Here is a 12,111-nt window from a genome sequence, read left to right on the forward strand (position 1 = left end):
GTACACGGTCGCCGGGCCGCTTCACCCTCGCTGCGGCAGAAGGGGATCGGTGGGTTGTTGGGTGGTGAGTTTCTCGGGTTAGGAGCAGTCGAATCGGTGGTCGTAGGGGCGGTTTGGACAGGATGTGCAGACGAAGACGTAGATTCCTCCGGCGTCGCCGAGCATGAGACCGGTGGGGTTCTGCAGCGCCCGCCACGGGTGGTCATTGGGGCTGTCGAAGTTCCATCCGGTCATGGCGTGACGGTTCTCGAGTGGGGGCCAGCGGTGCTCGTCGCCTCGGCTGAATTCCCAGCTGGCGATGGTGAGCAGGTGCTCCATTTGGATGCCGCAGTCGCAGATCGGCCAGTCGGGTGACTGGGTCCAGCCCGGGTAGCCGCCGGTCTTGATGCCGGAGGCGACTGCCAGGTCGGTGTCGTACTGCCAGCCGGTGTCGGCCTCGACACGGACTAGCGTGTTCCGGATTTGGGACCACACCTCTTCCGGTAGGTCGTAGGAGGGGTACTCGACTACCTGCTCGGGATCGATGGCACAGGGGTCGGGGACGTACCGGGTGTCGGCGTCGGGGTGCGGGTTCGGCATCGCCGCCAGCCGGGGCCCGATCGTCGACCGCCGTCGCCAACGCAACCGAGGGACAGGAGCACTGGAGGGATAATGGTCGAAGGGGCACCACAGCACCTGCAGCACGTCCGAGCCTTCTGGGAACGGCAGGTCGGGGATATCTTCGGCAAAGAGTTGTAGGACGGGAACGAGGGGCATCGGGGTGTCGGCCGGGTGCTCGTCCAGACCCGCGTCGTCACAGGTCGGCCATGGTTCGTCCGTTGGCCACAGTAGCGGACCGCCTACCGAGCCGTGGTCGACAGAGGGCGAGCCCTTACGCGGATGCAGTCGAGTGGTGATCCGCTTAAACGCAGCCAGCTGCGGGAAGACCGCGTCCATGTCGATCGGTGCCAGCGCGGTGGTGTACACGACCAAGATCGTACGGCGCGCAGTTTCAGCGACGCGCGCATCGCGGCATGGGCGGGCAGTCAGTTTTCACGACGACGGAGCCGGTCGAATGCCTTTGGCGACGGGACCGCGCCGAGCGCATCCGCGATCGCGGTTGCGCAGGCGTCGGGGCCGGTGCTTGTGGTGTCTACGGCGATGTCGAACTCGCCGTGCGCGTAGACCCTGGCCTGAGTACGGGCGAGACCGGCGGGCCGGTCCCCGCGCTGCCGCTCGCGCCGGTCCAGTTCCACTTGGGCGCAGCGAACCTCGACGAGGGTGACGTCGTATCCCTCCAAGACATCGAGCAGGTCCTCCACGCGCCACTGCTCGCTCAGTGGATAGTCCATGATGACGTCGTTCCCTGCGGAGGCGAGCGCGGCCACGGCTCGGTGATAGCCGAGACGAGTCCTTTTCAGCATCTTGCCGACCTCCGTGTCATCGAGTACACGGGTGTGAACGGTGGAGCGCATGGCACCGACCGCGTCGATGGGAACGAGGAACCAGGGGTCGGGCAGGAGTGGCAGGAGTGCCCGACCGATGCTGCTCTTGCCGGAACTTGAGGCGCCGTTGAGCAGGATGATCCGGCCCCTCTGCTCTGGCATCACACCGAGACCCTAGCGTCGCGGGCGCATCGGCACGGGCGGCGCCGCCTGATCATCAGGCTGTGGCGCTACCCCAGGCGCGGATCGCGGCATGAGCGGATATGTGGGGCCCGCCTATCCTCGTTGGCGTCTGCGCCATGATGGCTGTCGCCGACGTAGCCACCGAAGGGGGGCGTTGGGTAGCAGTTTGGGAGCAGCGGGGCGCGCCCAAGGGTGCTGAACGGCGTTCAACCTGGTTGAGTTGCTGTGATCGTCCCGGCGTCTACCAGGGGCGGCGACATCCATGCTGGTCAGAGGGTCGCGGACCGTTCCTTGACATGAAGAGTGCAACGGCGCTGTTCGGACCTCAACCGTTCTCTATCTCTCCTGATGGAGTCAGGTGCGGGAGAGCCGTTTGTAAGGACCTGCTGGCCTGCTGAACGTTTAGTTGGGAGCAGAACTGGGAGTAGGCGCCGAGTTGATCTCTGTTGCCTTCGATTCGAAGGTGTATGTCAACGTCGTTTTCTGATCAAGGCGCTGGTCAGGTGCGATGCGGGGAGCTGACCTCTTCCGAAACCCGGAAGCGGTCACCGCCCGGTCCGTGTCGTGGTCGGGACCTCTTCCCGAAGTCGGAAGCGGTCACCGCGCGGCGCGTGTCCTGGTCCTGACCTCTTCTCAGGGTCAGAAACGTTTACGAGCGGTGGCGCGCCGCAAGGGTGATCTCTTTCCAACCCAGGGGGCGTTCGCTGTAGGCACGTTGATTAGCGTGACATCGTTGGGGCGTGGGAGCTTGGTGTCAACGCGCGGCTCGGACGGCCTGCTTGCGCGCCTCCAGGAAGCCTCGCTCGGTCCCGCGTACCAGGGGTATTCGCTGACGTGTGGTCCGATTGCGGCGAAGTGTTCGGCTGCCTCGGCGTGACGCCGGGCCTTCGTCATGGCCCTGGCGAGCACCGACCGGGCTTTCATCGCGAGGGCGCGGCTCGGCTGGCCTGGGCCCAGCCACTGGCGTACGGCGGTGTCGATGTCCCTGCGGACCTGGTCGCTGGCCCACATCGCGGTGGCTTTCAGCTCGCCTGCGGTCTGGTTGAGCGCGGTCTCCTTGAGTTCCCACTCGAAATGCGCCTGCAGCGGCAGGAGAGCCAGTGGTGAGCCGGCGGGTGCGGTGACCCGCCGCCGGGTGTCCTCGGTCTCCGGAGCTACGTGCACCAGCAGCAGGAACAGGCGGCGGGCCAGCTCCTGCTGCGGCCGGGTCAGCGAGGCGAAGACCGACTCGGCGGTATCGGAGACGGCGCCGGTGATCCCGCCGATCTGCCGATAACCGCCGATGGTCATCCGGCCGCCGCCCCGCGACCAGGTGGCGAGCAGCGCGTGGGACAGCAGCGGAAGCGAGCCGGAGCCTGGGGCGGTGTCGCGCAGTAGCACCTCGACTAAACCTTCTTCGACCTGGGCGCGGGCGCGGCGGGCGGGCTCGACGATCACCTCGCGGAGTTTGTCCTCGGTCATCGGCCCGATCGTCAGCTGCCGGGAGCGGGCGGTGGCCAGCCACAACAGCTTCCAGGCCAGTGAGAGTTCGGCGGTCGCGGCCAGTAGTGGCACGTCGACGTCGGGCAGTACCAGTACGTGGGGCGGGAGGGGTAGTCGTTCGCCGAAGACGATGTCGACCTGCACGCTGCCGTCGGGGGCCTCCGCTGTACTGAACGGGATGACGAGCCGACGTCCGTCAGCACGCTCGTACGTCCAGATGGCCGACTCGGTCAGCCGCTCCGGCCGCAGGCCCGCGCCCGGGATGGCGGTGAGCGCGGCAACGATGTCTCCGAACAGGGTTCGTGCTTCGGTGCTGTCGCTGGTGATGGTGTGCGGGGTGACGACGAAGTCGAGGTCGCCCGGCTCGCGTGCGGCCTCACCGACCCAGGCCGTCATCGTGACGCTACCCCGCAACACGAGATGCTCGGCCCACTTGGTCCCGGCGATGACGGTGAGGACATGGTTCATCGCCCGTACGCCGGGCGGTTGTCCATCGCCGGCCGGCCGCCGGTGCCAGGAACGTCGGCTCGCCGGGGCGGTACGCGCTCGAGTACTGCTTCATGGCAGGGTCGAAGGCCGCTGTCTGCCGTACGACCGGGCTTGGGGGAAGCGGTTGGTAGGTGGGTGGGTAGTACTCGGAGCCTGCCGGCTTGGCGCGCATCCGTGCCTCCATATCGAATGCCCAGCCGTCCGGTGCGGTGGTGCTCAGCCAACCCGAGTCGTGTTCGAGATTGCTGTCGAACACGACGTACTCCTGTTCGACCGTCAGGACCTCGTATCCCGCCGCGTGTAGCTCGGTCACCAGCTTGTCCAGCCGCTGCTTTGCTGTGGCCAGGCCGACGCCGTGACAACGCTGGTTGACGAACCGCTCCTGTGCGCCGCCCGCTCGCTGGCGTCGAGCGTTTCTCGACAACCGCGCGCCGTGTGACGCGACGAGGTCGGTGATGGCCATGAGGTCCGGCACTGTCACGCTCGACAGCAGCACCTTGATGTGATGCTCGAAGTATCGGCCGCCGGGCTCGGCTGCCGCATCAGGATCCGTCTGCGGTACCCCGTCGCTCCATGGCGTCGCCTCGATCTTGGTCCGGCACGGGTACATCCCCGCCTCGCGCATCCGATCATTCCAGCGTTTCGCCAGGGAACGCTGGCGGTCCAGGGTTCCCTGGCCGGTCAGGGTGAGCATCGGCTGAGAGACGTGCACGCCACGATCGAGCAGGACATGAAAGAACTTCACCCGATGCCGTTCAGCGAACGACGCCAACTGCTCGGAATGGTGGGCGTAGGTCGTGATGTGGATCTCGAAGTCGCCCGACACGTCAACCATCGGTGCAGCGTAGGACACATCCGCCCGGTGTGGCGTGACCGCGTGATCGGCGGCTACGTGCGTACTGGTGCTACAACCGCGCCGTGTACCACTGCCTCCGTTCCTGTGGCGCACGGCCGGCGGCATGTCCGGATGCCGTGCGGACCTCTCCAATCTTCATGAAAGGATTCCCTGGTGGTCATGGAGCCCGTTCCCAGCTACGAGGACCTGATCTGGCTTTCGAGGCGGAGCCGGTCTATCGGTACGCGGACGACGAACATGAGACCGACCACAAGTTCGACTGGCGCGAGCCGTGGCCCTACACGGCGGTGACGTTCCGAACCACGCGAGCCAGTTACGACATCGAGATGTACGTCGCGCCGGGATACCAGGTTGTACGGCTACGGTTGCGGACCATCCCCGACGGAGCCGAGCTGCTCGACCTTGATCTGCGCGGCGTTCGAGGCATCGGAGTCAAACGAATCCATGGTCGCGAGTTGCTACGGCTCGATTTCCCGGATGGCTCGCCGGCCTCCGCGCTGTGGCTGCGGATGAAGCCCGACGTCGCGCTGCACTGGTCGTACGACCCGGCAAGTTGAGGTGACCGCCCGGAGAGCGGCAGATCCGGATGCATGGACGGGTCAGTTGGCGTATGCCGGCAGCCCGTAGCGTCGTATGCCGTGAGAGAGTCGCCTTTCGGCGTGCGGTTGTGGCGTCTGCTGTCGCAGCGTCGGCCGAATTTCGCCGCGTCGATCGGGCAGATGCAAGCCGTCCTTGCCCGAGACGCCGGTGTGCCGGGCGGGGAGCTCGCTGCGGTGATCCAAGACGGTGCGGTACCAGACCCCGACCTCGTCCGGAACCTGGCGCCGGCGCTTGGCATTCACGCTGCCGACCTTTTCGTCATCGCCGGGCTGCCCGTGCCGGATGACCTGGCTTCGGCTTGGCCGACGTCGCCGTGGGACGTAGGCTCGATCGTTCGGCACGTTGCCCGGATGGACGCGGACCAACGTCGTCAGATGGAGGCGCTGGTCAAGTCGCTGCCGGCCCAGCCGCGGATCGGGTCTGCGCCGGGCGACGACTATCCGGACTCTCCAGGAGCGTTGCTGCTTCGTCTACTGCGCAATCGCAACATTCGCCCACACAATGCGCGGATCCTCAAGGCAATCGGCGACGGTCCGTACGTCTCCGACTCCACCATCTTCGGGCTGGGCCCAGGCACGGTCGTCATTACCCCGCAGTACGTGACGGCGTTCGCGCACCTGCTGGGCTATCCGCCCAGCGAGATGGTCGCGCTGACCGGGATCGGGCCGGTCGTCGAGGACGCGCGGGTACACCCGGCCAGCGCGGAGATTGCCGCGCTGGCCTGGCGATCCCGACGTTTCGACAGCGAGCAGTTGAGCGCGGTGGTAGCGGCCGCTCAGTCCATACAACACGCCTGAGCATCGCCGGATGCGGTGCGGCGGAAGTGTGCGCCCAAGTCGCGGCATCTCGTGCCGCTGCGTCGGGCCACCCCGCAGTGCCGCACTTTGACCAGGACGCCGCGACGCCCGACCAGCGGCATGAGCGGATATTCAGGCAGACACTGCTGCCGGTCAGCGGGCCTGGGCAAGCAGGGCCGTGATCATCGTCTGAGGTTCGATGGTGGCTGGCCGGTCGCTAACCTGCCCGTCGCCGAGTTCCATGACACGCCATACGTCGTCCGAGCGCAGTGCGAGGTCGACGGTGACGAAGGGCAGGCCGAGCCGGGCGATCATCGGTGCGAGCGGGGCCAGGTCGATCCCGGCCGGGGCGGGATCGTGCGGGCTGTCGGGATGCGGTCCGATCAGGACGCAAACGCCGTCGACCCACCATGTACGTACTTCGGCGGAGGTGTACCGCTCGAAGCGTCGCAGTACGAAACCGCCCACGAAGTCGTCGTCGCGCAGTTCCAGGAACCGGCTGGCGACGTTCCACGCAGCCGCGCCGTCCTCCAGGTCGGGGATGAACGTCGCCTCGTTCCAGTAGTGCTTCATCGACTTGCTGTAGTCACGCAGCACCGCCGGTCCCGCGCCCAGTTCGACCCGAGCGCGGTCGAAGTCGGCCCGGTCCGAGCCCGTGGTCCACACCGACGGTGGGGTGACCGCAGCCAGAGCGGCGTACCAGCCGGGCAGCTCGTGTGCCCGCCGGTACTGCTCAGCAGCGGTCCTCAACACCACACCGCGTTCGGCGAGCAACTCGGCGAAAGCGGCGTACCGCTCGCTTCGCAGCATCCAGCCGCGGTACACGGCGGTACCGCTGCCCGAGACCGATGCGACCGCCCGTCGCGCATCTCCGCCCCGTGTCAACGCGTCGTGGTCGACCACCGCCACATCGATCCCGGCAGCACGGGCGGCCTGCGCCTCCGTCGCGAAGTGCTCGTCTGGGTGGCGCGGCCGTAGAGGGTTCGCGGGAACCAGAAGGATCACGCTCACATCCTGCCCCACGCGGCCGTTCGACCTCGAACTGTTATCCCGGCCGCCGCCCGAAACGCGGCAGATCAGTACGCCGACGGCGTGAGATTATTGGTGCGTGGCAGGTGCGGCTGAACACCTCGAAGATCGATCCCGGGATCGCCGCATGGGCGATCCACCAGCCTGACCTCGTAACCTGGTACGAGATCATCAATCCTGTTCGAGTCACCACGGTCGACGGAGGGTCGGTAGCGGATGACTACAGCAACATCGCGATCACCGTGCCGGACGGTCACCGGATGGTGGCGCACGCGCTCAGGGAGGGAAAGACGGCACCTGAATGCCTCCAAGTCGTGGAACGGGTGTTGCCCTCGCGCGACCTTTGGGCGCTCGCCCGGGTAGGAAGTAGCGAGGCGTGCAGGGCCTGTACCCTTCGCTAAATATGAGGAGATTGCGGGGCATCCGACCAGCCGGGCGTTGACCGCATCGTGGCCATTCCGGACCATCGCCGAGGACAACCGCTTCTCGGGATGACGGCGCATTCGCCCGACCGTTCCCCGGCACCGTGGGGGGGCGTTGGGAGCAGATTGGGAGCAGCAGGGCGCTCCCAACGGCGCTGAACGGCGTTCAACCTGGTTGAGCTGCTCTGACCGTCCCAGCGTGTGCCTGGGGCGTTGACATTTGTGCTGCTCAGAACGATGCGGACCGTTCCTTGACATGAAGAGTGCAACGACGCTGAGCCGACGTCAACAGCTCTCTATCTTTCCTGGCAGAGCCAGGTGCGGGGGAGAGTGCGGTAACGGGTAAGGTACCCGTCCTGCTGAACGTTTCCTTGGGAGTAAATTTGGGAGCAGGGGTCATGGCCTGCCCCGACGCCGTACGACTTCGGAAGGGTGCTCCGCTTTGGCGCCTGGTATGGCTGCTGAACAGGGCCGATATGGACCGTGGCCTCTTCCCAAAGTCGGAAGCGGTCACCGCGCGGCGCGTGTCCCGGTCCTGACCTCTTCCCCAGGTCGGAAGTGCGTGGGCGGGTGAGCACGGCGGGTAGAGCTTTGCCGTGGCCGGGTCGCGGGGTTGGTGATGGCACCAGTCCGCGAGCCCGGTCAGGACCGGGCCGGCGTCGAGGTCGGGCGTGAACAGATTGCGGGGCTGTGGTCGTGCCACCGACCTCGATCGGGAAAGGCGGGCCAATGATCCGGGACCGCAACTCAACCCACTGGTCTCGGCGCGAAAGCGCACTCAACTGTTGCCATCCGTGCATCGGACCTTGGCCAGTGTCCAGCTCGACCTGCCCGGACGAAATTGTGGGCGTCCACAGGCGTTGAGAGGATCATTGGCGTGACCAGCCCGCTGCGTATCGACAGAATTCTCGGTGACCGACCCTTTGCTGAGATCGGTGAGCCTGCCCTCGCGGTCGCCGCGGAGGGTCGTGGCCTGCTCGGGATGGCGGGCACCCACAAGTTCGGCATGGCACCGGTAGGTGTTTACGACGTGGGTGACCTGGCCTGCCGCGCTCTTTTGCGTTCGCGCTACCCCGTGCACGCGATGGCCTTCCACCCCTTGCTTCCTCTGCTGGTGGTGGGCACGGGCCGCTACGACGGCGGTTACTTCTTCGAGGGCGAACTGCTCCTGCTGAACTTGGAGACGGGCGTGGCCACCTCGCTCATCGAGGACCCGCTCGGCCGTCAAGTCCTGGCCCTGGAGTGGCTCACCGGCCGGGAACTCCGCGTACTGATGGCGCCGCCCGACGATTGGCAGGACAAGGACGCCTGGGGTACGGGACACGTCGCGGTGGTGCGCCGGCCTGATTGGGCAGTCGTACCACCCCGGTCGATCCTCTGGGAGGAACTGACCGGACCGCGGGTGGCCGCTCCCCGACCGGACGGCCGGGAGGAGGCGCGCCGTACGGTCTCAGGTCTGGGCACGGATGGGGATCCGCGGCGTGACGTCCGCGCGGTTGAGGAACTGTCCGACGGCCGGATCCTGGCCACGCTCGACCGCGTCCAGGCGGAGTGCTGGCTGCCCTCGGGAGAGCGGCAGTGGACTGTTCCAGATGACAAGGGCGGTAGCGACATCGTCGTCGCGCCCGATGAGCGGTCGGTCTGGGTAGGTCTGGTGCGGCCCGAGTGGGAGGAGCCTCCTCAGTCTGTGGTTCAGCTCTCGCTGGACGACGGGGCACAGCTCGATCACCTCACCCTGTCCGCCCCGGCGTCCCTGGTGCGGTGTGTCGATGGTCTACCGGCCATCGCACCCGCCCAGGAGGCCGGGGAGCGCAGCAGGCTTCGTGTCCGGCGTGGCAGTCGGATCTATCTCCGGGAAATCGACCGTGAGCGTGGGTGGACGCCCGCACCGAGCGAAGCCTGGCTCGCCGCGGCCGAACTGAAGAACCCAACAGTTACCGGACGGCCGCGTGAACCGGCGGAACGGGATATCCGCCGCCTGCTCCCGTACTCGTGGACGCCCGGTGAGACCCACTTCGCCGGCCCCGGTGTGGAGACCATGGACGGCACTCTGGTCCACACCGGCACCGTGTACAACGGCCAGGGGTTGCAGCCCGGTGGCTCATTCGTGGTGCGGCGCAGGGTCAGCAGCGAACAGCCGGACTGGATCTTCCGGACCGATCGGGCAGCCACCGACCTCGACGCCGACGCGGAGACCGTTTACATCACCTACGGCGATGGTGAGATCGTCGCGCTCCACCCTGATGACGGCACCGTGCGCTGGCGCGGGCACCTCACCATCGCTGCTGTGCCGGCCATACCGACCGCGCTGACCGTAGCCGGCCCGGGCCGGCTACTCATCGGCACCAGCGACGGACGGATCCTGGACTGCTCCATCCGACCGGACCAGGATTGACGATCACCTCCGCGGCGAAGGAGCTACGGCGGCGAGACCGTGGCAACGCTTGCCGGATACGGATACGGATAAGGACTACTGCGGATCGGGAGCGTTGCGGACCTGCGGCGGTGACGCGCCCTGACCTCCGAACGACCGGAGGATACGTGCCGACACACCTTGCATGCGGTGGTGGTTGGATCACGGCATGAGCGTGTGCCTCATCCGGTGTGAGTTCCCCCGCTTTGATGGAGCGGTGGTTACCTGCTGCCGGCTGGTGCAGGGGTGTGGTGATGTCTGGCTCTAACAGGTCGTTCTGGTGGGTGTGCCAGGCGGTCTCGTACTCGTCGGGGCTGAGGTAGCCCAGCTCCTTCTGGATGCGGCGGGTGTTGTACCAGGCGTCGATGTAGGCGAAGATCGCGTTTCGGCCTCGTCACGGTCCGCCACGAGGTGCGGTAGACGAGTTCGATCTTCAGCGTGGATCAGAAATTCTCCATCAAGGCGTTGTCGTACGAGTCGCCAACGGAGCCCATCGACGGCAGGATCCCGTTGTCTTGCAAGCGTTCCGCGAAGCGGAACGACGTGTAGTTCGAGCCCCTGTCGCTGTGATGGATCAACTGGCCGTCACGGACATCGCGTGACCAGATGCCGTATTCGAGGGCGGCGAGGATCAGGTCCGTGTCGCAACGGTCGGAGGTCTTCCACCCGACGATCCGGCGGGAGAGGACGTCACAGACGCGGCCAGCCAGAACACACCCTTACCGCACGGAATCCGGGTGGCGTCGGCGACCCAGAGCCGGTTCGGCCCGGTCGCGGTGAAGTCGCGGTTGACCAGGTCCGGTGCCGGCGTCGCCATCGGGTCCTGTCGGGTCGAGCCGCCGCGCCAGCCACGACGCAGGAACGCACCCTGCCAGCCCTGGTCGGCCATCAACCGCTCGACCCGCTTGCGGCCTACGCGGATGCCGTCACGGCGTAACTGCCGGTGCACCCGGTCCGCGCCGTAGGTGTGCCCGGAGGTGACCCCCAGATCTCGTGAATGTTCGACAGCAGCCCCAGGTCGACCAAGTCCCGCTCGCAGGGCTGCTCTGCCTGCCTGACCGAGGCGTAGTAGGTGGATGTGCCAATGTTCAGCACCCGTAGCAGGAGCGCGACCGCGAACTGGTCACGATGTTCGTGGATGAACGTCATGACCGTCGCCGGGTCGGGTCGAGCTCCGCCGCGAAATACGCGCTCGCCGCCTTCAGGATCTGATTCGCCCGACGCGGCTCCGCGTTCTCTTTCAACAGCCGCCGGTTCTCCGCCAGCATGTCGCTGCTCGGCCGGTCATGACGCTCGTCCGTGTCCGCTTCGGCCTGCCGGATCCAGTTCCGTAACGCCTCGTGATGCACGCCAAGCTGCTCGGCCAGGCGCCGGATCACCGGCTTCGGGTCCGACTCGCGGTACAAACGCACAGCACGCGCTCGTAGCTCATCGGGGTACTTCTTCGGTGCTGCCACAGAAACTTCCTCCGCACGGCCATCAGACCATGATCAAGAAGCTCCATGAGAGCGGGGGTGGCTCAGCTCGGCGTCGAGCGCTGACTCTAGGACCGTGCGGGTGATCCCCGCGAGGAGCCCACCGAGTCCGACCAACGACACCCCGTCGGCCTTCGCCCGCTCGACCAATTGCTGCGTCCTTCCCGGACAGGATCGACGTCCTGTCCAACGGACCACACCCAGGACAAACACGGAAATCTACGCAGTCCCGGACACGGCTCTGTGGTCAATGGGTACGTCCGATACTGACCGTGAGTAATCGGCTACCTTTGGTATTGACGGTGACGATGCTGATGCTTATGGTGATCAAGCCGTAGCGGTCTGACACACACGGGGGCTTCAATGTTCGGTCGCGGTCACTGGTTCCCGCGTGCCCGTCGTACGAGTGGTCGGGCCGGCGGACGTGCGCTGGTCGGGTTGGTGGTGATGGCCACGTCGGTTGCGCTGCCGTTGTTCCCGGCGTCCGCGCAGACGGCTTCAACAGCGGCGGAGCCCTGTGTGGATGTTCAGGCCGACGTGGCCGCTGCCGGGAGGATGGTCGATACCTGTGGCCGTCGGGTCGAGATTCTGGCCGAGCGGACCGAGTTTTCGCAGACGTTCTTGAACCTTGATGGGTCGCGGACGTTGGAGAAGGGGATCGAGCCGGTTCGGGTGCGGAAGGGTTCGTCGTGGGTGCCGGTGGACACGACGCTGAAGGTGACCGGGGAGGGTGTGGTGCCGCGGGCGACGGTGTTGCCGGTGGTGTTCTCGGCGGGTGGTGATGGGGTCCTGGCCCGGGTCCGCGATGGTGATCGCGAGTTGGGTATGTCCTGGCCGGGGCGGTTGCCGGAGCCGGTGGTGGAGGGCGATTCGGCGGTTTACCGGAACGTGTTGCCGGATGTGGATCTGCGTGTGACGGCGTTGGCGCTGGGTTTTTCCGA

The 12,111-nt window shown here is 66.5% G+C and carries 13 protein-coding genes; 4 read left to right on the plus strand and 9 right to left on the minus strand.

Annotation, left to right across the window (positions count from 1 at the left end; all coding sequences use genetic code 11):
- Positions 1 to 78: 78 nt before the first annotated feature.
- The 4 genes from OG792_RS08575 to OG792_RS08590 form a co-directional block, all read right to left on the minus strand.
- Complete coding sequence (locus OG792_RS08575; protein WP_329108690.1) at positions 79 to 966, minus strand: hypothetical protein; 888 nt, start codon at positions 964 to 966, stop codon at positions 79 to 81.
- A gap of 59 nt (positions 967 to 1,025) precedes the next feature.
- The gene (locus OG792_RS08580) at positions 1,026 to 1,586 is read right to left on the minus strand and encodes a chloramphenicol phosphotransferase CPT family protein (RefSeq protein WP_329111161.1); all 561 of its coding nucleotides are present in this window, start codon (positions 1,584 to 1,586) and stop codon (positions 1,026 to 1,028) included.
- 660 nt (positions 1,587 to 2,246) lie between these two features.
- A complete protein-coding gene (locus tag OG792_RS08585) occupies positions 2,247 to 3,557 on the minus strand; it encodes a nucleotidyl transferase AbiEii/AbiGii toxin family protein (RefSeq protein WP_329108691.1) in 1,311 nt (436 codons plus the stop codon).
- Positions 3,493 to 4,413, minus strand: coding sequence for a hypothetical protein (locus OG792_RS08590; RefSeq protein ID WP_329108692.1), 921 nt, complete (start codon positions 4,411 to 4,413; stop codon positions 3,493 to 3,495). Before OG792_RS08590 ends, OG792_RS08585 begins: the two co-directional genes overlap by 65 nt.
- A gap of 158 nt (positions 4,414 to 4,571) precedes the next feature.
- On the opposite strand from OG792_RS08590, the gene OG792_RS08595 reads away from it, so the two are divergent.
- Both OG792_RS08595 and OG792_RS08600 read left to right on the plus strand, forming a co-directional pair.
- Positions 4,572 to 4,991, plus strand: coding sequence for a hypothetical protein (locus OG792_RS08595; RefSeq protein WP_329108693.1), 420 nt, complete (start codon positions 4,572 to 4,574; stop codon positions 4,989 to 4,991).
- An 81-nt stretch (positions 4,992 to 5,072) separates the two neighbouring features.
- Positions 5,073 to 5,831, plus strand: coding sequence for a hypothetical protein (locus OG792_RS08600; protein WP_329108694.1), 759 nt, complete (start codon positions 5,073 to 5,075; stop codon positions 5,829 to 5,831).
- 153 nt (positions 5,832 to 5,984) lie between these two features.
- On the opposite strand, the gene OG792_RS08605 is transcribed toward OG792_RS08600, so the two are convergent.
- Positions 5,985 to 6,641, minus strand: a complete 657-nt coding sequence (locus tag OG792_RS08605) for an ATP-grasp domain-containing protein (RefSeq protein ID WP_329108695.1) — start codon at positions 6,639 to 6,641, stop codon at positions 5,985 to 5,987.
- A gap of 305 nt (positions 6,642 to 6,946) precedes the next feature.
- Between OG792_RS08605 and OG792_RS08610 the strand changes: the two genes are divergently transcribed.
- Both OG792_RS08610 and OG792_RS08615 read left to right on the plus strand, forming a co-directional pair.
- Positions 6,947 to 7,261 (plus strand): hypothetical protein, encoded by a 315-nt coding sequence (locus OG792_RS08610; RefSeq protein WP_329108696.1) that lies wholly within the window; start codon positions 6,947 to 6,949, stop codon positions 7,259 to 7,261.
- A gap of 898 nt (positions 7,262 to 8,159) precedes the next feature.
- The gene (locus OG792_RS08615) at positions 8,160 to 9,677 is read left to right on the plus strand and encodes a hypothetical protein (protein WP_329108697.1); all 1,518 of its coding nucleotides are present in this window, start codon (positions 8,160 to 8,162) and stop codon (positions 9,675 to 9,677) included.
- Here OG792_RS08615 and OG792_RS34635 read toward each other — a convergent pair.
- The 4 genes from OG792_RS34635 to OG792_RS08625 all read right to left on the minus strand — a co-directional run bounded on the left by OG792_RS34635 (position 9,619) and on the right by OG792_RS08625 (position 11,152).
- A complete protein-coding gene (locus tag OG792_RS34635; protein ID WP_442932453.1) occupies positions 9,619 to 10,074 on the minus strand; it encodes an IS3 family transposase in 456 nt (151 codons plus the stop codon). The two genes, OG792_RS08615 and OG792_RS34635, sit on opposite strands and share 59 nt — an antisense overlap.
- A gap of 64 nt (positions 10,075 to 10,138) precedes the next feature.
- A complete protein-coding gene (locus OG792_RS34640; protein ID WP_442932454.1) occupies positions 10,139 to 10,405 on the minus strand; it encodes a DDE-type integrase/transposase/recombinase in 267 nt (88 codons plus the stop codon).
- A complete protein-coding gene (locus OG792_RS08620; RefSeq protein ID WP_329111162.1) occupies positions 10,327 to 10,773 on the minus strand; it encodes an IS3 family transposase in 447 nt (148 codons plus the stop codon). Before OG792_RS08620 ends, OG792_RS34640 begins: the two co-directional genes overlap by 79 nt.
- Before the next feature lie 67 nt (positions 10,774 to 10,840).
- Positions 10,841 to 11,152, minus strand: a complete 312-nt coding sequence (locus OG792_RS08625) for a transposase (RefSeq protein WP_329108698.1) — start codon at positions 11,150 to 11,152, stop codon at positions 10,841 to 10,843.
- Positions 11,153 to 12,111 lie beyond the last annotated feature (959 nt).

It is taken from the genome of Micromonospora sp. NBC_01699 (assembly GCF_036250065.1).
Classification (GTDB): Bacteria; Actinomycetota; Actinomycetes; order Mycobacteriales; family Micromonosporaceae; genus Micromonospora_G.